The sequence below is a fragment of the Companilactobacillus mishanensis genome (assembly GCF_003946505.1).
GTDB classification, from domain to species: Bacteria; Bacillota; Bacilli; order Lactobacillales; family Lactobacillaceae; genus Companilactobacillus; species Companilactobacillus mishanensis.
In genome coordinates this window covers 222075-245407 of record NZ_RHON01000001.1, presented here as the reverse complement: position 1 = coordinate 245407, position 23333 = coordinate 222075, and the positions used below count along the sequence as shown (strand labels likewise).

The 23333-nt window shown below is 33.4% G+C and carries 19 protein-coding genes; 13 read left to right on the top strand and 6 right to left on the bottom strand.

The window, feature by feature from the left end; translation table 11 throughout:
* Positions 1-34 precede the first annotated feature (34 nt).
* The 3 genes from EKM63_RS01180 to EKM63_RS01170 form a co-directional block, all read right to left on the bottom strand.
* Positions 35-1048 (bottom strand): lipoate--protein ligase, encoded by a 1014-nt coding sequence (locus EKM63_RS01180; protein WP_125702897.1) that lies wholly within the window; start codon positions 1046-1048, stop codon positions 35-37.
* Positions 1049-1112: 64 nt separating this feature from the next.
* Positions 1113-2126: a lipoate--protein ligase gene (locus tag EKM63_RS01175; protein ID WP_125702895.1), complete on the bottom strand. Its 1014-nt coding sequence runs from the start codon at positions 2124-2126 to the stop codon at positions 1113-1115.
* A gap of 82 nt (positions 2127-2208) precedes the next feature.
* Positions 2209-2601 carry a reverse transcriptase-like protein gene (locus EKM63_RS01170; RefSeq protein WP_125702893.1) on the bottom strand — a complete coding sequence of 131 codons (393 nt, stop codon included), beginning with the start codon at positions 2599-2601 and terminating at the stop codon, positions 2209-2211.
* 26 nt (positions 2602-2627) lie between these two features.
* Here EKM63_RS01170 and EKM63_RS01165 point away from each other — a divergent pair, with 26 nt between their 5' ends.
* The 7 genes from EKM63_RS01165 (at position 2628) to EKM63_RS01135 (ending at position 10185) form a co-directional block, all read left to right on the top strand.
* Positions 2628-3011 (top strand): EbsA family protein, encoded by a 384-nt coding sequence (locus EKM63_RS01165; RefSeq protein ID WP_125702891.1) that lies wholly within the window; start codon positions 2628-2630, stop codon positions 3009-3011.
* A 2-nt stretch (positions 3012-3013) separates the two neighbouring features.
* Entirely contained in the window at positions 3014-4696 is a 1683-nt protein-coding gene (locus EKM63_RS01160) for a formate--tetrahydrofolate ligase (RefSeq protein ID WP_125702889.1), read from the top strand.
* A complete protein-coding gene (lspA, locus tag EKM63_RS01155; protein WP_125702887.1) occupies positions 4696-5160 on the top strand; it encodes a signal peptidase II in 465 nt (154 codons plus the stop codon). Before EKM63_RS01160 ends, lspA begins: the two co-directional genes overlap by 1 nt.
* Positions 5141-6055 carry an RluA family pseudouridine synthase gene (locus tag EKM63_RS01150; protein ID WP_125702885.1) on the top strand — a complete coding sequence of 305 codons (915 nt, stop codon included), beginning with the start codon at positions 5141-5143 and terminating at the stop codon, positions 6053-6055. The genes lspA and EKM63_RS01150 overlap by 20 nt, the downstream gene beginning before the upstream one ends.
* 100 nt (positions 6056-6155) lie before the next feature.
* Complete coding sequence (gene pyrR / locus EKM63_RS01145) at positions 6156-6680, top strand: bifunctional pyr operon transcriptional regulator/uracil phosphoribosyltransferase PyrR (RefSeq protein ID WP_125702883.1); 525 nt, start codon at positions 6156-6158, stop codon at positions 6678-6680.
* Between the two features lie 21 nt (positions 6681-6701).
* Positions 6702-7778: a carbamoyl phosphate synthase small subunit gene (locus EKM63_RS01140; protein WP_125702881.1), complete on the top strand. Its 1077-nt coding sequence runs from the start codon at positions 6702-6704 to the stop codon at positions 7776-7778.
* A complete protein-coding gene (locus EKM63_RS01135) occupies positions 7744-10185 on the top strand; it encodes an ATP-binding protein (RefSeq protein WP_225418238.1) in 2442 nt (813 codons plus the stop codon). The genes EKM63_RS01140 and EKM63_RS01135 overlap by 35 nt, the downstream gene beginning before the upstream one ends.
* Positions 10186-10253: 68 nt before the next feature.
* Here EKM63_RS01135 and EKM63_RS01130 read toward each other — a convergent pair whose 3' ends face one another.
* Complete coding sequence (locus EKM63_RS01130) at positions 10254-11927, bottom strand: Rqc2 family fibronectin-binding protein (protein WP_125702879.1); 1674 nt, start codon at positions 11925-11927, stop codon at positions 10254-10256.
* A 198-nt stretch (positions 11928-12125) separates the two neighbouring features.
* On the opposite strand from EKM63_RS01130, the gene EKM63_RS01125 reads away from it, so the two are divergent.
* The 4 genes from EKM63_RS01125 (at position 12126) to EKM63_RS01110 (ending at position 16068) form a co-directional block, all read left to right on the top strand.
* Complete coding sequence (locus EKM63_RS01125) at positions 12126-12992, top strand: DegV family protein (protein WP_125702877.1); 867 nt, start codon at positions 12126-12128, stop codon at positions 12990-12992.
* A 117-nt stretch (positions 12993-13109) separates the two neighbouring features.
* Positions 13110-14345 (top strand): CAP domain-containing protein, encoded by a 1236-nt coding sequence (locus EKM63_RS01120; protein ID WP_164504876.1) that lies wholly within the window; start codon positions 13110-13112, stop codon positions 14343-14345.
* Positions 14346-14373: 28 nt separating this feature from the next.
* A complete protein-coding gene (locus EKM63_RS01115; protein WP_125702873.1) occupies positions 14374-15255 on the top strand; it encodes a DUF2207 family protein in 882 nt (293 codons plus the stop codon).
* A 270-nt stretch (positions 15256-15525) separates the two neighbouring features.
* Positions 15526-16068: a hypothetical protein gene (locus EKM63_RS01110; protein WP_125702871.1), complete on the top strand. Its 543-nt coding sequence runs from the start codon at positions 15526-15528 to the stop codon at positions 16066-16068.
* Between the two features lie 641 nt (positions 16069-16709).
* Here EKM63_RS01110 and EKM63_RS01105 read toward each other — a convergent pair.
* Positions 16710-17108: a hypothetical protein gene (locus EKM63_RS01105; protein WP_125702869.1), complete on the bottom strand. Its 399-nt coding sequence runs from the start codon at positions 17106-17108 to the stop codon at positions 16710-16712.
* A 187-nt stretch (positions 17109-17295) separates the two neighbouring features.
* Positions 17296-19965: a DEAD/DEAH box helicase family protein gene (locus EKM63_RS01100; RefSeq protein WP_125702867.1), complete on the bottom strand. Its 2670-nt coding sequence runs from the start codon at positions 19963-19965 to the stop codon at positions 17296-17298.
* Between the two features lie 423 nt (positions 19966-20388).
* Between EKM63_RS01100 and EKM63_RS01095 the strand changes: the two genes are divergently transcribed.
* Both EKM63_RS01095 and EKM63_RS01090 read left to right on the top strand, forming a co-directional pair.
* On the top strand, positions 20389-20868 hold the full coding sequence (locus EKM63_RS01095; RefSeq protein WP_125702865.1) for a hypothetical protein: 480 nt from the start codon (positions 20389-20391) through the stop codon (positions 20866-20868).
* 105 nt (positions 20869-20973) lie between these two features.
* A complete protein-coding gene (locus EKM63_RS01090) occupies positions 20974-22746 on the top strand; it encodes a DUF2207 domain-containing protein (protein ID WP_125702863.1) in 1773 nt (590 codons plus the stop codon).
* The last annotated feature ends 587 nt before the right edge of the window (positions 22747-23333 follow it).

Here is a 23333-nt window from a genome sequence, read left to right as displayed (position 1 = left end):
AATATCTTAGATTAATCTAAGTATTGAGTCTATTTTAGTTTGTAAATAGATTATAAAGTTCATCTTTAGGAATACCGCTGAAGTATTCATCCAGATCGAAGTCGTTCAAAGCTTCTTCAATCGATGTTTTAGAGTAGGGGATACCAACTAATTTCTGTTTTATCGTTTCAGAATCCTTTTTCCCAAAGTAATCTCCGTAAATTTCAACAGATTTAATTTTTCCTTGTGAGATTTGATATCTGACATCTACGGTTCCCATATCGAAATGCTTACGATTTTTTACAGAGAAATCAGGTGATTTTCCATAAACCCAGTCCCAATTATAATAAAAATCAGCGTTCAATTTCTGAATAGCTTTTTTATCATTATCAGTCAGTTGATATTCTTTATCAGAAATTTTTGACATATCGTCAGTATGGAAGAGCTCCAAAATTAATTTGTCTCGGAATTCCTCGGTAGTAAGTGATTGATATTCTGGTTTGAGATAAGGTTTGACATTGGTTACACGAGATTTTACTGATTTTATGCCTTTCGAAGCGATTTTATCAGCCGGGACATTTAATGCATCAGCCAAAACGGACAAGTCGACATCGTAAGCTAAGGTCCCATGAGAGAACATTTTCCCATTTTTGGTATACATGGCATTTCCTGAGAATTTTTTGCCATCGACCATCAAATCGTTTCTCCCAGAAACTTCTGCTGTCGTTGCTCCCATATCTTTTAATGCATCAATAATTGACTTCGTTAGCTTCTTAAAATCACCAAAGTTATCATCATCAGAATTAACTACGAAGCTGAAACTGATGTTTCCTAAATCATCATAAACAGCGCCACCACCTGATATTCTTCGTGTGACGGTAATATTATGTTCTTTGATGTATTCAGAATTTATTTCTTCAAGTGTATTCTGATTTCGACCGACAATAATACATGGCTTTTGAATGTAAAAGAGTACTAACGGCTCGTCGAATTCAACGTTATTCATCAAATATTGTTCAGTCGCTAGGTTATCACGAATATCTTTTGATTTCATTCGATAAAAATACATGATTGATCTCCCTTGATAATAAAAAAACTTGAGTAAGTTTCCTCAAGTTTTCCGTAATTTAATTTTATGGAGTAAATAATTTTACAAGTTCATCCTGTGGGATTCCCTTGAAATAACTGTCTAGGTCGAATTGATCCAGTACACTTAAAATGCTGTCATGATCAAATTTAACGCCAGTAAGCTTTTCCTTAATGTCTGTTGTGTCCTTCATACCGAAGTAGTCACCATAAATCTCGACATTTTCGATTTTACCTTCTTCAACATTGTAACGAACATCGACAGTACCCATGTCAAAGTGTTTACGTTGCTTGGCAGTGAACTTAGGTGATTGACCATAAACCCAATCCCAATTGTAGTAATATTGTTCTTTGATTTTGTCGATCTCTTTTTGTTCTTCAGGAGAAACAACATATTCTTTGTCTTTGATATCTTCAAGATTATCAACGTGGAATAATTCCAAAAGTAAACGATCTCTAAATTGTTCAGTAGTTAAATCTTGGTACTCTTTGGCAAGGTAAGGTCTCAAGTTTGTAACACGACTTCTGATAGATTTGATACCTTTTGAGGCAATTTTATCTGCTGAAACATTCAATGCATCAGTCAAGACATTCAAATCAACGTCTAATGAAAGTGTACCGTGTGAGAATGTTTTACCGTTTCTTGAATACATAGCATTTCCAGAGAATTTTTTACCATCTACTAATAAATCATTTCTTCCGGAAACTTCAGCAGTAGTTGCTCCCATTTGATGTAATGCATCAATAATAGGTTGCGTGAATGATTTAAAATCACCAAAATTCTTATCGTTCGAATCTACCACGAAACTGAAACATAAGTTACCAAGGTCTTGATATACAGCTCCACCACCAGAAATACGGCGAGTAACAGTAATATTGTGTTCCTTGACATAATCACTATTGATTTCTTCCAAAGTATTTTGATTTCTACCAACAATGATACATGGTCCTTCGATATAGAAAAGAACTAGTGGTTCATCAAATTCAACGTTGTTCATCAAATATTGCTCAGTAGCTAAATTATCACGAATGTCGCGATCTTTCATAAGAACGTAATACATTAATAAGATCCTCCTTGAATGAATAAAATTGTAAGCGATTTTATGATAGCACAGTTTCATAGGATTTAATAATAATTAGTGATTAATTCCTTAAATGGATCAATTCTTGATGTATCAACGAATGTGCGGCTTTATTTTCCTTATCTGAGATATGTTTCACAAAGTAACTTGGAAACTTATCTAGCAAGGGAAGTATCTCATCTACAGATTCCTGATAATGTTTTGAATAGTTCTTGGAAATACTATCGACGACGATTTGACTATCACTACATAATTGCAAAATCTCATCAGTAAAATCCAACTCGATCAACTTCAAAAGTGCGACTTTTACTGCTTTAAATTCCAGGTAATGATTGTCTTGACTTTTTTCTTGCTGAACATGTTCATATTCTTTGTTATTATTGGTAAATACATAGCTGATTGCAGCTAAGTTTAAGTTAGTATTTAAACCGGCATCGGTGTACAATTTAATCATTCAATCAAACCTTTCGGGGGTATTTTATGTCGAAAAAGTATTACATTCAGCCAACTGGCGCCTGGGGCATAGTTTTGTGGTCTTTCGCACTTATTATCATCTTTTTAGGTGTGGTTTTGCAATTAGAAATTATGAGCCTCAGCTTTCTTCCAATTGTCATTTGGATCGTTGGCCTAGCCTATATTTATTACATTATTAAAAGTTCTTGGATAAAAGTTACAGATTCCAAAGTTATCATTAAAGAACCTAATTATCACAAAACGAGAAGTTTTGATCGTTCTAACGTAACAATCAAGTCTACTAACAAGTGGCAAATAGAAATCGACTTTGATAACCGTGATTATTTTCCAGTCAAGGTCACATCGACTAAAAAGATCCTTTCGAATTTAAGAAAAAGAGTGGGTGAATAAGTATGGCATTTCCAAGTGATATAGAAATTGCACAACTAAATGAACATGATAAGATGAAAAACATTTCTGAAATTGCAAAAAAAGTTGGGCTCGATGAACAAGATATAGAGCCTTATGGACACTACAAAGCTAAAGTGTCAGGTAATGGAATTTCAAAAGCTATGAAAAATGATGATGGTAAATTGATTTTGGTAACTTCGATCAATCCCACACCCGCGGGTGAAGGAAAATCGACCGTTGCCATCGGTCTAGCAGACTCAATGCAAGCTCTTGGTAAAAAAACAGTTCTAGCTTTGAGAGAACCATCTTTAGGTCCAGTTATGGGAATGAAAGGTGGTGCTACTGGAGGTGGATACGCTCAAGTAGTTCCAATGGAAGATATAAATTTACATTTTACCGGCGACATGCACGCGTTGACCAGTGCCGTAAATACTTTAGCAGCATTGATCGATAATCATTTACATCAAGGAAATGAATTGAACATAGATCCAAGACGTATTATTTGGAAACGAGCTTTAGATATCAATGACCGTTCGTTACGTAATATAGTTTTGGGACTTGGTGGACCTATCAATTCAATTCCTAGAGAAGAACATTTTGAAATAACAGTTGCTAGTGAACTAATGGCAGTTCTTTGTTTATCTCAAGATATTGACGACCTAAAAGAGCGTATTTCCAGTATCTTAGTTGCTTACACTTATGACAGAAAACCAATATTTGTCCGTGATCTCGGCGTACAAGGCGCAATTACGATGCTATTAAAAGATGCATTAAAACCTAATTTGGTACAAACGTTGGAAAACACTCCAGCAATCATCCATGGTGGTCCTTTTGCAAATATTGCACATGGCTGCAACAGTATTTTAGCAACGAAGTTAGCCATGAAGTTGGGCGATTATACTGTCACTGAAGGTGGATTTGGTGCCGATCTTGGTGGGGAAAAATTCTTGGATATTGTAACTCCAAAATTAAAGCATGCTCCTGATGCAATCGTAATCGTCGCAACGATTCGTGCACTTAAATATAATGGTGGACAAAAATTAGCAGATTTACAAAATGAAGACTTGAATGCTTTGACTTTAGGCTTCAAAAATCTAAAACGTCATATCACCAATATGAGATACTACAAAATTCCAGTTGTAGTTTCGATCAATGAATTTGCTACAGATACCGATAATGAAATCAAATTGCTAACCAATCTCTGTGATGAAGTCGGTGTTCCCGTTGAATTAACTGAGATTCATCACAAGGGTAGTGCCGGTGGACTTAATTTGGCAAAAACAGTTATTAAAGCTACTGAAAAAGAGTCACATTATCAACGACTTTATGATGATGACCAAACCACTGAAGCAAAAATTGCTACGATCGCCTCCGAAATATATGGAGCAAATAATGTTGAATATTCCACACAAGCAAGAAAACAACTGCAAACTTTAAAAGATAATGTCTGGGACGACCTGCCAGTTTGCATCGCAAAGACACAATATTCGTTGAGTGATGATCCCAAAAAATTAGGAAGTCCAAAAGACTTCACTTTACACGTCAAAAGTCTGATTCCAAAACTTGGAGCAGGATTTATTGTCGTTCTAACTGGTAACGTTTTGACGATGCCAGGCTTACCAAAAGAACCAGCTGCATTGAATATGGATGTCGATAATGCCGGCAAGATAAGTGGGTTATTTTAATGCCATTTATTTATGCAGTTGTATTTATTGTTTTAGTTGCAGGTGATCAAGCTCTAAAAATGTACGTTCACTATAATATTCCAGCATTTGGATCCCATCAGTTTATTCCCGGTATAGTGTCATTAACGAATATTACTAATAATGGTGCCGCATGGAGCATGCTAGAAGGAAAAATGCTTTTCTTCTTTATTGTGACAATCATTGCGGTGATAGTACTGCTGTATTTATTTATTAAATCTAATAAGAATGAATACTTATATCGTTTTTCACTGTTATTACTATTTACTGGGACGATCGGGAATGCGATCGACCGTTTCACACATCATTATGTAATTGATATGTTCAGCTTAGACTTTATGAATTTTCCTATCTTTAATCTCGCTGATACATACATAACCGTAGGAGTGATCCTACTTTTAATCTATTTATTCCGTTCGACAGCAGGTGAAAATAATAACAAATAATCAATATACTTTAAAATATGAAGAAGAGAAAAAAGGCCGTCTAGATAACTTTATTAGTGAGCAAGTCACAGATATCTCTAGATCACAGATTCAAAAATTTATTAAAGACGGAGAAGTCTTGGTCAATGATTCAGTAATCAAAAAGACCGGCTTTAAAGTTTCAAATGGCGATGTAGTTACGTTTACCGTTCCAGCAGAGAAACCAATAGAAGCTGTTCCAGAAAACATACCGATCGATGTAGTCTATGAGGATGAGGATGTTATGGTTGTAAATAAACCACAAGGAATGGTTGTTCATCCCGCAGCAGGTCATCCTGATGGTACGCTGGTAAACGCAATTTTATATCACAGTAAAATCAATGATGATGATTTGATCCGTCCTGGGATCGTTCATAGAATCGATAAAGATACCTCAGGGCTATTGATGATCGCCAAAAATAATTTGGCTAAACAATCATTGATGCATCAGTTAAAAGAAAAAACTAATCTAAGAGAATACGTTGCAATAGTTCACGGTAATTTTAAGGAACGAAAAGGAATCATTGACGCACCACTAGGTCGTTCTAAAAGTGATCGTAAAAAACAAGCAATCGTTGATGATGGTCGCAAAGCTATTACTCACTTTGAGGTCATTGAACAATTTGAAGATTATGCACTGATAAAATTACGCCTTGAGACTGGTAGAACACATCAGATAAGAGTCCATATGCAGTATATTGGTCATCCAGTAGCTGGAGATCCATTATATGGGCCAAAGAATACTTTAAATGGCCATGGACAGTTCTTACACGCAAAAACTTTAGGATTCGAACATCCACGGACTAAAGAGTGGATGGAGTTTACTGTGGAGCCACCGAAGATATTTACTGACACCCTCAACAAATTGCGCGGTTGACACTTAATTAGACGTATTATAGTCTAAAATTATGATATGTGAGATTAAATAAATAGAGCACTCACGCTGTGGGTGCTTTATTTGGATAAGGAGAACTTCAATGGCAAAAGAAATTATCGACGGTCAAACTATGACCCGAGCATTGACACGAATAACTTATGAAATAATTGAAAGAAATAAAGGAATTGAGGATTTAGTTTTAGTTGGGATAAAAACGAGAGGTGTATTTGTAGCACATAGAATTGAATCTCGCTTAAAGCAACTCGAAAACATTAGTATTCCAGTTGCTGAATTAGATATCACTCCTTATCGCGATGACAAGGATGATCAACATGATACTGGGGATGTTAAGGCCTCTCCGCTAGATTTTGACATCACTAATAAGCACGTAATTCTTACAGATGATGTTCTTTATACTGGCCGTACCATTCGTGCTGCAATGGATGCTTTAATGAGTTCTGGACGCCCTAAGAAAATCTCACTTGCTGTTTTAGTTGACAGGGGACACCGTGAATTACCTATCAGAGCTGACTTTGTTGGTAAAAACATTCCAACTTCACAACGTGAAAAAATCAGAGTCTTCATGAAAGAAATTGATGGCGAAGATAAAGTCGAAATTGAATAGATAATCAATTGGAGTGACATAATGAAACGTTATTTAATTTTAGAAGATGGAAAAGTCTTTCCTGGTGAAGGATTTGGTTCTTCTGCAATTACCACAGGTCAATTAGTAGTTTCGAATAATCGAACTGGAATCGAGCAATCAGTGACAGATCCTGATGCTGAAGGTCAAATCATGGCTTTTACTATTCCTGGAGTAGGAAGTTCTGGCATCAATCGTGATTACTACGAATCAATCAATTCTCAATGTAAGGGAGTTGTAATTGGTTCAAGTATTTCAGAGACAGTAGACGGATCAATTCCTTTTGAGGAGTGGGTCGGAAGTCTTGAGATTCCTGGAATCAAGGGTGTAGATATTCGTGCACTTTCCAGATATATTCATGATAATGGTGAAATGAAAGCTAGTATCATGGATACGCATGACCAACATGCAATTGACCAAATAAAAGCCTTAGTTCTACCTCCAGATTTGGTGAAACAGGTCTCAACTAAGCAATCATATCCCAATCCCAATATTGGTACGAAAATGGTCATTGTTGATTTGGGATTGAAATATTCTATTTTGAGACAGTTATCATACCGAGACTGCAATTCGGTAATCGTGAATTATAATGCTTCTCCAGAAGAAATTGCTAATCTAAATCCAGATGGGATTATTTTTTCAAATGGACCTGGAGATCCCAATGACTTAACACAAACAATTAAAAATATAAAAGTTCTTCAAAAAGAATTTCCAGTTTTAGGAATCGGATTGGGTAGTTTATTGATTGCAATTGCTAATGATTGCAAAATAACACGACTGACTCATCCACATCATGAATCTTCATTGGCTGTCAAAGAAGTAGCCAGTGGGAAAATAGACTTTGTTAATCACAATCATTCATACACGATCGATCAAAAATCGATTGGTTCATCGGATTTCATTGTGACTAATATTTGTGTGTCCGATGGTAGTATCGAAGGAATAAGACATGAATATTTACCAATTATGAGTGTTCTTTTCGAACCTGAAGCCGCACCTGGACCTACAGATGGATACTATGTTTTTGATGAGTTTATAGATTTGATTGACTCGATCAATCATCAAGATTGGAGTAGATAGTTTGGCAATAAGTGGAATACATAACATATTGATTATTGGACCAACCAACAGCGATAAAAACGTTGATCTATCTACTGCACTCTACGACACAGCGGATATTTTGCATAAGCTCGGATACAAAACGACGATAATCGTTGAAAACCCAACTGCCTTATTGTCCTCTGGAGATTTCTTTGATCGTGTTGTAGTTGAAAAAGTTAATGGTGAAAATGTTCTTAATTACGTTAATCAATTCAGACCTGATGCAATTTTGCCAACGGTCGGCGATCGGAATGCGTTAGGTATAGTTTCTGGTCTAAATGGTAAAATTTCGACTACTAAAGTCCTAGGTACGAGTTACTTTGCAGCTTTGGCAACATTCAAACGTGAGTTGTTCATCAGCAAATTAAATCAAAATAAACTGCCTGTCATCAACTTTATTTCATCTGACGATGAAGACGAATTATATGATTTCATTCGTTCGATCGGTTTTCCAATCATAGCAAGACGAAGATTCTCCAACCGTCATTCAAGTGGTTGGACAAATATCAACAATCTGTTTGAACTTGATAATTTCATGGCATTAGAGGATGACAAAACTACCAAGATTGAAATAGAACGTAGTATCCGAGGCTTTAGTGAATACTCCATGACTGTAGTTCGAGATAGATTTGATAATGCTGCATTGATTGGAACTATTGAAGATATTGAACCTATTGGTATTCACCATTTGGATTCCAACTTGGTTTCACCAGCATTATCATTGAATGATTCAAAATTACAAAAGCTAAGAAACTATTCAATTAAATTAGCAAGAGTCTTTGATATCGTTGGAGTCTGCACGGCTCACTTCGCGTTAAATCATAAAACAGGGGAGTGTTACCTGACAGAATTCATTCCTAGGATGAGTGAAGAAACAAAATTCTTGGAATACGCTACTTGTTATCCGTTAGCAACCGTTGCAGTTGAATTAAATCTCGGATATCAATTAGACAAACTTCAGCTGGACTCTGGAAATAGTTTTAACGGAGCCGAAGAACCATTTATGGACCACATTACTTCAAGATTTCCACAATGGAATTCTAAAGAGCAACGTTACATCGGTCCTAGTAAAACTTCTGATTCAAGTATCATAGTCAATGGATTCAGTATTGAAGAAGTCTTCAATAAAGGACCATTAAACGATAAATTGAATGATAATTTGACCAGATACGAGCAGTTGCACAAACTAGATGATGATCAATTATTCGAAAAAATAATTCACCCGACTAGTTGGATGCTAGATGTTCTACTTGAAGCGATTAGACGAGATTTTGAGTTGCCGGTACTTTCTGAAGTGACGGGAATAAATATGCCTTATCTTGTCGTGTTAAAACGAATCATGGAAAACAGTGCGATCATTAGAGATGATGCTGTCGACGAAGAAAACATTGAACGACTCGTGGAAATGGGCGTGAAAGGTGTCGGATACAGCAAAGTCTTATTAGATCGAGATGAAATAGTAACGAAATCGGTTGTTAAAAGTAAAAAGTCGATTTCAGTTGCATCAGAAAATTTCGAAAACAGAAATTATTTTGTAACTAGTGGTATCAGTAATGATATTGAAATGACAGATCGTAAAAAAATTGTTGTAAGATCACCAATTATTACTTCAAAAAAGAATATTATGGTCAGACAATTTGTTCTTTTACAATTGGTCAAATCAATCAACCAAAATGGATTGGAAGCAGTTATCGTGGGTCGTGAACCTTGGAGTACTCCATTGGAAATCCGCGATATCGCTTATGAGATTGCTGATCCTCATATGGAATTACGCCATTTAAATTTGATACCTAATGAATCTGTTTTCAAAATTATTGATTTTTCAGAGACTTTGTCGGCAGAAGATGTTGAAAATAATGAAGTTTTCCAAATAAGTTCAAAGAAAATCAAGTCACTTGACGTAAAAGGGGAGACGACAATGAGAATTATTGTTGTCTCTGACGGTGATAATTTTACGATACCATCAATAATTTTTAGAAAATCAATCAATGATAAAAGTTACGAAATTAGTTCGTTTAACAACTTTTTAACTCAGCCAGAAAAGAATGAAATTCTGGAAATAGTTAAACAAGAGTTGTCTGACAATAACCAAATAAATGTCTTTAATTTTGAATTAGTAAAAAGTAATGGACATTGGTTAGTTACGTTGATTTCTGAAGGTATGAACGGTGACATAATAAGACATGAACTAGCAAGTTCCGTTCATGTTATCGATACACTTGTAAAAATGATCTTAGGTAATAAGTTTAAAATTGGAATGGATATTGATGAAATATTCTATAATGATGATGACGAATACCTAGTTACCATCAACGATAAAAAATTTGAAACATTTGATTTTAAAGAGACACAAACACTTCTAAATGAGGAAATAAAAGATTACTAAAAAATGCCCCACAATTGTTAGAATTTTTGTCTAACAGTTGTAGGGCATTTTAATTTGGATTGATATTTTTATTTGGTGTCAACTTTTAGTTTATTAACTAAATTTCTATCTGGATCAACTAACATAGTTTTCTGACCCTCAAAAATCACAAAACCAGGCTTTGCTCCATTCGGTTTACGAATATTTCTAACTTGTAAATAATCAACGGGAACTTTTGCTGAATCACGAGCTTTAGAGTAATATGCAGCAATTGATGCAGCTTCGACTAATGATTGTTCATCAGGATCACTAGATTCCAAAATAACATGTGAACCTGGAATTCCCTTAACGTGAAGCCAATAATGGTTCTTCTGTGCTAGTTTCATCGTTAATTTATCATTTTCAATATTATTTTTACCTACAATAACTTGAATTCCAGTAGAAGTTTCAAATTTCTCACCGACAGTCTTTTTCTTCTTACGACGTTGATTCTTCTTTTTCTTCTTGATGTAACCTGATTCTTCAAGTTCTTCAATAATTCCATCAACGTCTTCAATATCGACATATTCCAAAGATGCCAGAACAGAATCTAAATAGTTGACTTCGTTGGTTGTTATTTCGAGCTGTTCATTGATATGTGGAATTGAATTTTGTAACTTACGATAACGTTTGTAATAACTCTGAGCGTTATCAGATGGAGAATATTCAGGATTCAAAGCAATCTTAACTTCTTCATTATTGTAATAATTGGTTAGAATGATAGATTTACTTCCACGTTCTATCTTCGACATGTAAGTGGTCAACAACTCGCCATATAAATTATATTGATCCATAATTTTGGTTTGCTCAAGTTGCTTATTGAGCTTTTTGATTTTCGATTTATCTTTCTTCAGGATAATACTTAATCTATGAGTAATACTCTTAGTTTGTTGTTCGATTCTATCTATTCTAGCTCTATCAAGATAATAGTTATCCAGCAATTGACCTAAAGTAGGGTAGTATCCAATGATATCAGTGGTATTTTTGTATTCAATCGGGAAGAATCCCAACTTCTTATTCTTGTGAAGATTAGCAGTGTTTGCCGAGATCAGTTCATCAAAATTATTGATAAACTCAATGGGATCTCCATTTTTCTTCATAATCTCTTCAAGTTCATCAGATGTATCCAAACCAATACCTTCAAATTTTTCTCTGATTGCATTGGCATCATCCAAATTTTCGAAATCTTCTTTAGTGGCAGTAAAAGGATTCATCTTGTTTTGTGAAGGTGGGAGTTGATAAGTATCGCCGGGTAGTAGTCCTCGAAAACTATTATTTTCTGGGGAAACACGTTTGATCAAATCAACGATGTTATTAGTTTCGTTATTGATCAAAAAGATATTACTATGTCTACTCATGATTTCAATCGTGAGTGTATATTGATGAATATCACCTAGTTCATTTTTTGCACTCAAATCGATCATAACAACTCGATCATTGTTCAACTGTCTAAATCCTTGCACAATTGCACTTGTAATGTATTTTCTTAAAGACATAACAAAAGTTGATGGCTTTGCGGGATTGGCAAATGGTTGAGTTGTAACTTGTAGTCTTGCATAACTAGGATGTGCTGACAATAGAAGTTGCTCGTTTTTACGATTACTTCGAACTGTCAAAATTAATTCGTTTGCAAAAGGTTGTTGAATTTTCGAAATTCTTCCACCTTTTAACGTTCTATTTAATTCGTTTACCATTGAATGGGTAAACATACCGTCAAATGACATTTAGTGACCTCTTATTTCTAATTCTATTTTTTATAATGGTTTATATAAAATTCGTTCTATTCAAGAATGGTTTATTAATCTATACTGTTTGTTAACCATTTACTTTTTAGAGTGCGTTAAATATAATATGCCTTTAATATGATATAATCAAATGGTTATACTCATTATACGTGACCAAAACAAGGAATTGATAAATATATGAAAATTGCCGTCGTAACTGATAGTACATCTTATCTGCCTCAAGAAATAGTTGAAAAATACGACATTACTATTGTACCAATTGAAGTAGTTTTTAATAACAAAACATATCGAGAAGATATCGATATTACAACATCTGAATTTTATGAATTATTACAAAAATCACCAGAACTTCCATCTACAACACAACCTGCAATTGGTGAAATGCTTAAATTATATGATGATTTAGCTCAAAAAGGCTATGATGCCGTTATTTCCATTCACTTGGCAAGTTCCATTTCTGGATTCGTTAATAACCTCAAAAGTGCCGCCTCGACTGTAGATAATATTAATGTGGTTGTTTATGATTCTTGGATCACTGTTAGATTGATGGGATATTTAGTCCAAGAAGCAGCAAAAATGGCACAACAAAACAAACCACTTGATGATATTATCGCAAGATTAAATGTCTTGAGAAATACAATGGGTGAGTCTTTTGTAGTAAATGACCTTAAAAATCTAGTCAAAGGTGGACGCTTATCCAATGCCTCAGCTGTAATTGGGACTATGCTGAATATCAAGCCAATGCTTGAATTTGATTCGGTAAGTCATCATATTGTTGCCTATGATAAAGTAAGATCCTTGAAGAAGGCCAAACTCAAGGCTGAGGACAAGCTCAAAAAAGCTCTTAAAGAATCAGATTATCCAATGCGATTATTAGTTATTGATGCTGATGATAAAAAATCTGGTGACGAATGGGCGGAACATTTACGAAAGAAATATCCTGATTTAACTGTTGATCGTTCATATTTTGGTCCAGTTATTGGTGTTCATTTAGGAAAGAATGCACTGGCAATTGCCTGGATACGTGACTTCGACAGATCTTAAATAGTCAAGAATATTAACAGAAAAAGATTCGAACAAATTTTCGGTTCGAACCTTTTTTTATATACATTTTAGGGTAAAATTACATTAGTTACTTTTCCAATTGAGATGGGGGATATTATGATTTCAACTAAAAAGAAAATTGCCGTTCTATTTTCGACAATGCTGGTTATGGGGACAAGTGTTGCTAATGCTACGACTACTTTTGCTGAAACTACCGATGCTTTACAAGCAAATTCAAGCGAAGTATCAAATTCAAACGTTTCAAATAACGTCAAACAGGGATCGAGTCAAGAGACTGACAATGCTAATAACACGAACAACATTGCTATTACTCAAGCAAGTTCTAGTTATGATGTTGCAGCAATCAAGTCAGAGATTATTAATGAAACAAACAGACTTCGCAGTCAAAATGGATTAAATCCACTCACTGACATTGGATTTCTTGATACTTATGCTCAGAAACGTGCCGATACACTTTCCGATGCAAATAGTCTCGACTACCACAAAGGATGGAGTGCTATTCCAATGGCACCATACAACCAAGATGCAGAAGAAAATATCCTTTTAATGCCTATTGCAAATATCGATGGTAATGCTTCGACAATTGCTAAAGGCGTCATTAAGGAATTCTATCAAGAAAAGAATGATCCTGATCCTAATTATGGTCACAGAAAGAACCTTCTTAATCCTTATGTAGGCTTCATGGGTACTGGGGTTACCATAACGTCAGGGGGAGTTATCTATGTCGCACAAGAAATGGGCAATGATGATAATTATGCAGAACGAAGTTCAATTTTAGACAGAAATAAATATTACTATACACATGACAATGATTATTCTAATGTTTCAAAATATGATTTATCAAATTCTGAAAGAAACACCGGAAATGCCGCTCAAGATTATACTCAAACAAATAACTATACATTTGTTGATTTACGTGGTGGTGTTAGTACACTTGACAATTTTGTTAACATTTATTCAAAGAATGGAAAACAATACACAAATGTTCGTTTAGCTCCAAATACTGATTGGTACTCAGATATTATGGCTATTATTAATGGTACATATTATTTCCATGTTTCAACTGATGGTTACGTTTTGGCAACTGATATTTTACCTTGGGCAACATTTCTTCATGGTAAAATTATTCGAGCAAACTCAAACGCTATGATCTATAACGACTATGGAAATCCAACTACAGACCATGTTAGTGCTGATACTAAATGGTCTACAGATCGACGGTCAATCAATTTGACTGCCAATGTTAAATACTACAGAATTGGTACAAATGCATGGTTGAGGGGCACAGATGTCACAGATATGGCCACCGTAAAAAGTACTACGAATAGCTAATGAAATTGTTTGTTTGAAGGGAATCTAGATGTTTATACTCATATGTTTTTTTTCCATCATGATAGTTTCAATACCGTCAATAATAATGCTATATTTTACTTTCAATCACTCTTATAGAATAAAATACAATGTTGAAGATTACGAAAAGTGGGTACGTGTTCCGAACGTCAATCCAGTGATGGCAAAAATTCTCTATACTGGGTATGATCATGCAGATTTATCTTGCTTAATATCTCAATTTCTGGTTTTACAGAATACTGTTGAAGTCAATCAAATTGAAGATAAGTTTGTTATTGTTTTTCTAAACAATCCTAACGATGAATTTTTAAGGTTCCTCATGGAAGAAGTTGGAAATGGTAAACAAGTAACATTGGAAGATATTTCTGAATTTCCCGATAAAAAATTAAGAATTGAGTTTATTAAGTGGACATATCGTGTTGCGATTGGAAAAAGTAAGTACGTAGATAATAATAAAACGAGAATACATGGGATGTTGAAAGTTTCAATCTTTGCTTGGATGATAATTACCATTTTACTTGTAACCATTACGTTGATTTTTTTTGCTGAATCATTATGGATTTCAATTGCTCTTTCATCACTTGGTCTTTTCAGCGTACTTTTAACTAAAAAAATAACTTTTAGTACTCAAATCTATACTCCGCTGGGGCAGGAATTATTATCAGAATTAAAAGCATTAAGATCATTCCTTAGTGATCCTTTAAATAATAAAAAACTAATGAGTACAAATTACGATCTTTGGAAAAGTCTGATTCCTTTTTCCATCTCACTTGAAATAAATCCAAGTAGTTATAGTTTTTACACAATATCTCATACTAGTAATTTGAACCACTACTTTGAGTTTGCATCGGCTTTGTATGCTGCGTTCTTAAAAAGTCCGGGATTCAATTAGATTATCTTACCGATTTGGACTAACCATTGTTAATGGTTTACATTTATAATTTTTTAATACAATTGGGTTTATTATTGAAGTATTTTTGTCTTCCAAACAAAAATATTATGTACTCAACGATACAGCATTGTCAGAAAATAAATATTTAATATAAAATTAATTTATGATATGATAACAATGTATTAAAAAAATTATATTTAAAGAGGGGAAAGTTATGAAAAAATTTTTTCGATATTATTCGCAACCGTTTTTAGTACCGTGTTGTTATTTTTGACAATTGGTGGATTAAATGTAAAGGCTGACATTAACCCAACCGAGAACTATGTTGCTAACAATGCATCATATACGACAGATGTTCAGTCTGCAAGTAATGGCGGAGGTAAGCTCCTTGCAAGCAAGACGGGAACATCTTCATTGATTTTTACAAATCGTCGTAATGATGGTTCTGGTTCTGGAAGCTCACAGTCACATTCAGCTCCCAATTACGGATCTTCAACACAAGGAGGAAACACAATTCCAGCTGGAGTTTTCTCTTACAAATTCTATGTGTACTATATTGGCAACAATACTGTTGAATATAGATTTTATGTAATAAATTCAAGTATTCCAATGGGAGTAAATCTTGATGTCATCATGAATGGGGTTAAGTTAGATAGTTATCGTCAAACTGGCGGTTCAATATCTTACGACAAAACATTCTTAGCTGGTGGAAAAGGAAACTACGTTGGCGTCTTAAGGGGATATGTATTCCCTGTTAGTCCATATGCTGCATTAAATGAATTTACAGCCACATGTTCATATACTATAAGATAATTACGTTGACGAACTCTTATACTGTTGCTACATGATAACAGTATAAGAGTTTTTTTATTGTTCAATATTTTAAAAATATTTGTGAAATTATTTCTCTTACACTTTAAATTTCACAGATCAAATTATAATTTATTGAATTAGTAATTTCAGACTAATAGTATGAGTTGTACTCGTAGCATAACAACATTGGACAATGATCTAAATGATTTCAATAATTTTTGATACCCATCTGCAAATTGTCACGAATGTTTGAGTATCAATGTAATATGACTGGAAGTCAAATTAGATGCATTAATAATAAAATAAGAACACTCTCAATAATAGCTAAAAAATGTCACATCAGAATGATGTGACAAAATATCGATAAATTTTAATAATTTAAATTCATATACGATGAACATATTAACAGTTAGATTCAAATACAAAACTTAAATAACCAATTGATTTGCAGAGTACAGTATATTACGTAGTGTCAAGTATCTGATACAAAGAGGGCTGACGATAGCTGTAATCATTATACCTCGATGAATAAATTAAGAAACTTGTTATTGAATCAATGAATTTACATGAACTAAAGTCATGAAAAGATTGTAGATAAATGAAAACCAATAATCGAATCAATTTTTAAACAAAATGGAATACTAACTTTGTGTTTGAAATAGAGTTGAAAATTGAATCAAATCAATATTAATGCCATTTTTCACAAATTCATTGTTAGATATTTGAAAATATTGGTATTTGGCGGAAGTCTCAACTGTACTGCCGACAGACCAATCTGTACCACTGGATATGACTCTATTTGTTAATACAAATCGACCATCTTTTAAAGCATATACTGGCGAGTCATCTTTTATGCGGAGAATTGAACCGTTGGAAATATTACCTTCATTGTTATATTTAGTTTCATTAATATTACTGATGGATGAAACATAACTCAAATCTGCAGTATCCATAGTAGAAGCGTGTGATACTGCAAGATTACTCGCACCAAATGACAATGCTATTACTGCAACGAGTAATGAAATATTTAGTTTCTTCATAATTTACCCCCTTATTTGTTATAAATTTAATTATAAATGTATTTTCCATTAAAGTAAACTTTTGTTAGCAAATTCCATAATAATATTAGATTAAAACATGAAATGTTTGAATGAAAATACTTCGTGCTCTTAAATTCACGATACTGGAAGTGGTTAATATTATCAGTGGAATCAGTATGTAAAATTTTTAGTTAGATCCAGTTGATAAGTTTTTAACAAGTGGTAAATTCTTTATTTTTTCCTCCAGTGATGCTGGATTAATAACGCTATTGCTAATTATGGAGGATGCTTTTTTATTCCAGCTAATATCTCCCTCTGTTGTATATAACTCATTTATTTCCTTGATTGTTGATAGCGCAAGTTTTGCAAATTTTTGCAATTGTTCCGTATTAATATATTTTATAGAAGAGCTAACCAATTGTTTAGCACTTGGTTCGATACTTAAGGTATTAGATATCAATACATTGATTATTCTTGTTGAACTAACGATTTCGTTTTTTGCGAGCCATTGAGGATGGTCCCTGGATTCTCGAATATGTTTCACTGGGATTGGCTTGTAATTTGCATATAACTTTACTTCAGAAACAACAATTGTGCCTCCATCCAGATAGAACCATGGATCAGGTGCAGCTGAATTTGTAGAATTCTTTGTCAAGAATCCAAGCACATTTCCAAGATTTGTAAGTGCCTTTTCAAATTTGATACCTCGATCTTTTACTTTTTCTTGTTGATCGTAGTTTGATAGAGATAATCCCGAAGTTATCTCAGCACATTGCTTTTCAAAGGCTTTACTACGACTGGATGAATTGGAACCATAATCGGAACTAGAAATATTTTTTTCAATATTATTTATCATATCTGCGATACGCAAATCATTAAATGAATCAATTGATTGTGTTTCATTTACATTAAAACTGTACTGGAGCGACTTAAACCAGGGCAGTAAATATGAATCTTCTAACAAATTATTAATTTGTTGAGTAATTAAATTACCCTTGAAATGATTATTTTCAATCCTATACAACATTGCAATATTTAAATATCTCCAATACATTTGCAAACCTTCCAATGTCTCATTTTGACATTTCTTCAGGTCTAAAATAATAGATTTACTAATTTCATATGCTTTTTTTGTAGCACCATTCCATAAGCAATATTGAAATTTAACTTCATTTTTTGAGATTTTTTTTAAAATTAAAGTGTCAGCATCGTCTTTAATATCATTTAGTTTTTTGTTCCTGAGTTCAATAATACCTTCATTGACCTCATACCATATTTTACTTTTTGGATTCATTAGATCTTTGGATATTCCAATTAAATCATTAAAATCATCTGCTTGAGTTGAGACTTGCATTCCAATAGAAATTTCGGCCTGAAGCTCAGGAGAGAATAACTTTCGTTTATTAATATCAGATAATATACTTTCCAAGTCTCTTCCCTCGACAACAACGACAGAGAAATCATTTGTCCCTCTAGTACATCTTCCAACTGCTTGAGTTATTTTATTTTTTAATGCCTCATCTAGTAAAGGAGCAGCTTTTAATTTACTTGAGAAAAAAATTTCTTGTAAGTTTTTATATCTTGGTAAATCTTTTAGTAGAAGTAAATGACTCATATTATCTGGAAAATCTATTCCATCATATCTGTTCGCTAAAATGGCAATTACATTTTCTTTAACCGCAAAATCTCGTATATTCTTTTGTAATTTAAGTCCGTCGAAAGAGGTTAAGCTGGGATTGTTTTTCTCAAGGATAGTCTGAAGATGGTTTTCCTCTTTTTTTGACTTAACTAGTGCAACAGATCTTTTGTTCTCAAGGTGCAGGTTGTTAAATAATTCTTCTTGTGTATTTAGTTTACTCCACTTAAGGTTGGGGAATACAAACATCCTTCTTCCTATCCTTGGAATCTCATCAGGATTTAGTTTAATTTGAGTGGCATCATGAATTCCAAATGTTCTTTCAATTTCACCACTTTGACCTATAGTTGCTGAGAGATAAATTCTTCGTTCCGCATTGTGAAAGCTTGCGATTGTGTCGCAAGGCGCAATTTGTGGAGAAATCTCAATACTGTGCTCATTCATGAATAAATTGCATGCTGAAAAATGATCCTGAATATTATCTAAGGCGAAATGATTTGCACTGTTATTTGTTATTTCATTAGATGCTGAAATAGTACCCAATAATTTTGAAGCGACTTTATCAAATGAAGGTAACGGCAACATATCGACCCAGTGGGGATCTGGCCTTATTGTGCCCATTAGATGAGAATAGGTGTCAGTATTAATAGTATTTTTTAAAATATCAACTAATTCTTCAAATAGACCTTGATAACTGGATTTTTCAATTTTTAATGTCCAATTACTGATAACATATGGTGATGCATTATGTGCGTCGTCAAAGAACAATACATTAGCATCTTTGAATCTACTGTATTTATTGAAAATCACACTATAACTTGTTATTGCAATTGATTCAGCATTATTATAATCCATAAATTCATCATCCTTGTATTCGCTGAATTTCCCAACAAAGGTGTGACAGTTAATTCCATATTTTTCTTCGGCTTCTCTTGCAACTTGTTCAACCAATAGATTATTGAGACATACATAAACCACTTTTTGTTGATTCTTTCTTCTTAAATATTCACCGAGAATCAATGCTACCAATGTCTTACCACTTCCTGTAGGAAGTTCTAAGGTAACATCTCTATTTTCATTTTTAGTTTTAATATATTGATCTAAAATGTTTGCTTGATAGTCTAAAATACCACGAATCTTTTTTTGTTTATAATCACTGTACATTGACTGTGGGGAAGCATATTCAAAATTTGTCCCCGATTGAAAATTGAATCTACCCATAATTTTTCTCCATTCCAATAATTAGATTGAACAGTTTGTCACATACTATCCAATTTAATTATAAAAGGTTAAACAATCGAAATAAAGCTTATAAATAAGTATGACGTCATCAACGACTCTGATAATAATCTGTAACTCACTAGAATTATGGAAATCCAACTAATAGATATGTCAGCACTTTATCTGAATGGCAAACTGACCGTCGTTCTGTCAATTTGACAGCTAATGTTAAATATTACAGAATTGGTACTAATGCTTGGCTAAAAGGGTACAGACGTCACTGACATGGCTACTGTAAAATAAAGTTATATTATCACTTTTTAGACTTAAAGGTTTTAACATCTTTAAGTCTTTTTTATTTATACAGTTAACTTATTTTGTAAAACTTGATAAGATATTAATAGATAGTTAGAGGGTGAGAATTTGAATGAAATTTTTGATGATTACATACAAAAATCAGTCACAAAATTCAGACTGAATAAGCACATCAAAGACTACTTTTACGCAAATAAATGGTTATTAGCATTCTTCCTCGCATTTCCATTATTGATGGATCTCTTTTTTGGGACTTTTTCATTTTTTAGTTTAGTAAAAACAATCTTTATTTTAATAAGCGGATTTGTTTGGGTATATCTTAAATACCTTTTTGTTAAAAATGTTTTAGTAAATAAAGATAATCAATTACAACCATGGAAATATAATTTATGGAATGCCGGAATATGGGGATTTGTGATAACATTGCTGGCCATTCCTTCACAGGGTCATGAACCGGTAGATTTCAGTTTTTTGATCAATATCATTGTTGTATTTATTATCGGAGGTTTATTCTCATTGCTATTCACTTCGTTGGAGATGCCGAGAATCAAGAATTATTTAGGTAATGAAAAAACTAGCAAAAGATAAACTAATCTTTTGCTGGTTTTTTACTTTTTATTTGTATATTCATCTCATAATGTAAACGATTACGTTATACTGTAGCTAATACATATGAGGGATTAGGTCAATATTATGAAGAAATACGTATTAAGTTTTTGTTTGATATTCTCTATTTTTTTCACTGTATATTTAACTCAAACAAATGTAAAAGCAAGTAATTCATATGAAATTACTAGTTTCAAAGCTAATGTGAATGTTCAAAAAAACGGTGATGCAGCTGTTACTCGTAGAATCACCTATAATTTTAAAGGTGATTTCCATGGAGTTGAATTTCGCGAGCAATTAGGAGATATGGGTGGAATATCTGATCCAGATGTATCAGTGATCGAGAATGACAAAACTATTTCTCTGACTAAAAATAATAGTAAAAATGACAACACTTTTTACACATCAACCTCAAATGATGAAAAATATACCGATGTCTATCATCGAGTGTCAAATAAAAAAGTAACTTTTATTTATCGCTATAAGATTGATGGATTAGTAACCAATTACAACGACATTTCAGAAATTAATTGGACTCCGATTGGGCGAGGTTGGGACGTTTTACTCCATGATGTTGATATCCAAATCTCTTTACCTCAAAGACATATCAATGATTTTCATTCCTGGGTTCATGGAACAACTGATTATACAAATAATGTAAGCAGCAAAAATGGAACAGTTAATATCAAATTAGATAGCATTTCTCACAATAAACCATTGAGGCTAGTTACAATATTTCCAAAATCTGTAACTCCTGATAATACCTATACTGTCAATAAAAATAAACGAGATTCGACCATCAAAAAAGAAGATAAATTGGCAGCAATCGTTAATAAACAAAGGCAAAAAAGCATAGTTACGAGTTACGTTTACCTTGCAATTTTCATGATAATCATCATTATGTTGTATTTATTTGTGTTTATTAAATGGCGTAAGCAACCAGAATCTCATATTCCAGAACCATCTAAATCCAAAGATCTATTCAAACTACCTGAAGTCTCTCCAAGCATGGCAAAGATTTTACTAGACCAAGCTGATCGTGCTGATGCACAAAGTTTCGTGGCTGAATTATTAGTTCAGCAAAATAAAGGCAATGTTAAGATCACTAGATCCGAGGATACTTATGAAATTGAAGAAATAAAATTTATTCATGACGATTTCTTTCAATTCTTATTCAAACATGTTGGAAATGGAAAAAAGGTTTCAATTAAACAAATCAATGAGTATCCAGGAGAAGACTTATTTTATAAATTTGTCGAATGGAGCGTTCGTGTCGCTAAAGATAGAGACAAGTATTTAAGTTCTGCTAATACGAAGTTGATCGATATGCTTAAAAACTTTGCTGTAATTACTTCTGTGCTTGGTTTGGCATTATTTGGACTAACAGCTTGGTATAACGGCAAAGGTCTAATGACAGCAACTATAATTGCTTTGGTTGCAATCATTTTTAGCTGGTCAATATACATATACGGCAAGAAGCACATTTCTCCGTACACAGAGAAAGGAAACGCTGTAGTTTCCGAGTTACTAACTTTCAAACAAACTTTAACTTCAATCAATGATATCGAAATTGCAAAGGTCGACGATTTAACTTTGTGGCAAGATATTCTGCCATATGCAGTAGCATTAGGTATTTCACAGAATGTTCTTTCACAATTAAGAACTGTTTTTGGTGATAAAATCTCATTAGATCCCAACTTTTCAGTTTTATACTCAGTTGCGCTATTTGGCGGCATGAGTTTCGTTAATAATATTCCTAGCAACGGAGATGGATTCGGCGAATATAGTGGCCCTTCTGGTGGAGGATTCACTGGTGGCGATGGTGGTGCCAGTGGAGGTTCCGGTGGGGGAGCATTCTAAATAAAAACATCAAATCTATTTTAGATTTGATGTTTTTTTCTCTAATGAATTATCAAAATTGCAAGTCGTCAGTCTAAAATCAGCAATAGAAACAATGTCCAGATCCATAATCCAATCCAGATCAAGAAACACACAGCTCCAAACGGAGGAAAAATAAAAATCGTAGTAATAGAAAGATAAAATACAAGCTTTCTAGCACTTTCAATAAAATCGTACTGAATCATCAAATATGGTATGAACAAAAGTAATTTTCCAATTAACACAACGAGTTGAAACGCAAACCTCAATATTTTTCTCCTTAATCCTGGCTTTAACTATTTATAGTATTTTACAGAATTAGAAGATGGCAATCAACGAGTAATTGCTCTTACATCAAAGTCTGATTTTCTCACACTGAATTTTAATCAATAATCTTATCTTTAAGAATGTCAGCAAATAAATTTATTATGTTTTTTCCCATCGCAATTTGTAATTAATATCAAAATGCATTCAAGAATCCAAAATAGGGAGTTAGGGCTAGTTTTTTACCGATATTGCTCAAATTGATAATCAAGGTTACATAATATATATTATACGAAGTAATGCAT

Excerpts from the sequence above, each read along its gene's own strand:
- EKM63_RS01180 (WP_125702897.1), bottom strand. The coding sequence starts at position 1,048 with ATGTATTTTTATCGAATGAAATCAAAAGATATTCGTGATAACCTAGCG.
- EKM63_RS01100 (WP_125702867.1), bottom strand. The coding sequence starts at position 19,965 with ATGGGTAGATTCAATTTTCAATCGGGGACAAATTTTGAATATGCTTCC.
- pyrR (WP_125702883.1), top strand. The coding sequence starts at position 6,156 with ATGGCAAAAGAAATTATCGACGGTCAAACTATGACCCGAGCATTGACA.
- EKM63_RS01105 (WP_125702869.1), bottom strand. The coding sequence starts at position 17,108 with ATGAAGAAACTAAATATTTCATTACTCGTTGCAGTAATAGCATTGTCA.
- EKM63_RS01165 (WP_125702891.1), top strand. The coding sequence starts at position 2,628 with ATGTCGAAAAAGTATTACATTCAGCCAACTGGCGCCTGGGGCATAGTT.
- EKM63_RS01130 (WP_125702879.1), bottom strand. The coding sequence starts at position 11,927 with ATGTCATTTGACGGTATGTTTACCCATTCAATGGTAAACGAATTAAAT.
- EKM63_RS01175 (WP_125702895.1), bottom strand. The coding sequence starts at position 2,126 with ATGTATTACGTTCTTATGAAAGATCGCGACATTCGTGATAATTTAGCT.
- EKM63_RS01115 (WP_125702873.1), top strand. The coding sequence starts at position 14,374 with ATGTTTATACTCATATGTTTTTTTTCCATCATGATAGTTTCAATACCG.
- EKM63_RS01125 (WP_125702877.1), top strand. The coding sequence starts at position 12,126 with ATGAAAATTGCCGTCGTAACTGATAGTACATCTTATCTGCCTCAAGAA.
- lspA (WP_125702887.1), top strand. The coding sequence starts at position 4,696 with ATGCCATTTATTTATGCAGTTGTATTTATTGTTTTAGTTGCAGGTGAT.
- EKM63_RS01160 (WP_125702889.1), top strand. The coding sequence starts at position 3,014 with ATGGCATTTCCAAGTGATATAGAAATTGCACAACTAAATGAACATGAT.
- EKM63_RS01170 (WP_125702893.1), bottom strand. The coding sequence starts at position 2,601 with ATGATTAAATTGTACACCGATGCCGGTTTAAATACTAACTTAAACTTA.
- EKM63_RS01090 (WP_125702863.1), top strand. The coding sequence starts at position 20,974 with ATGAAGAAATACGTATTAAGTTTTTGTTTGATATTCTCTATTTTTTTC.
- EKM63_RS01120 (WP_164504876.1), top strand. The coding sequence starts at position 13,110 with ATGATTTCAACTAAAAAGAAAATTGCCGTTCTATTTTCGACAATGCTG.
- EKM63_RS01140 (WP_125702881.1), top strand. The coding sequence starts at position 6,702 with ATGAAACGTTATTTAATTTTAGAAGATGGAAAAGTCTTTCCTGGTGAA.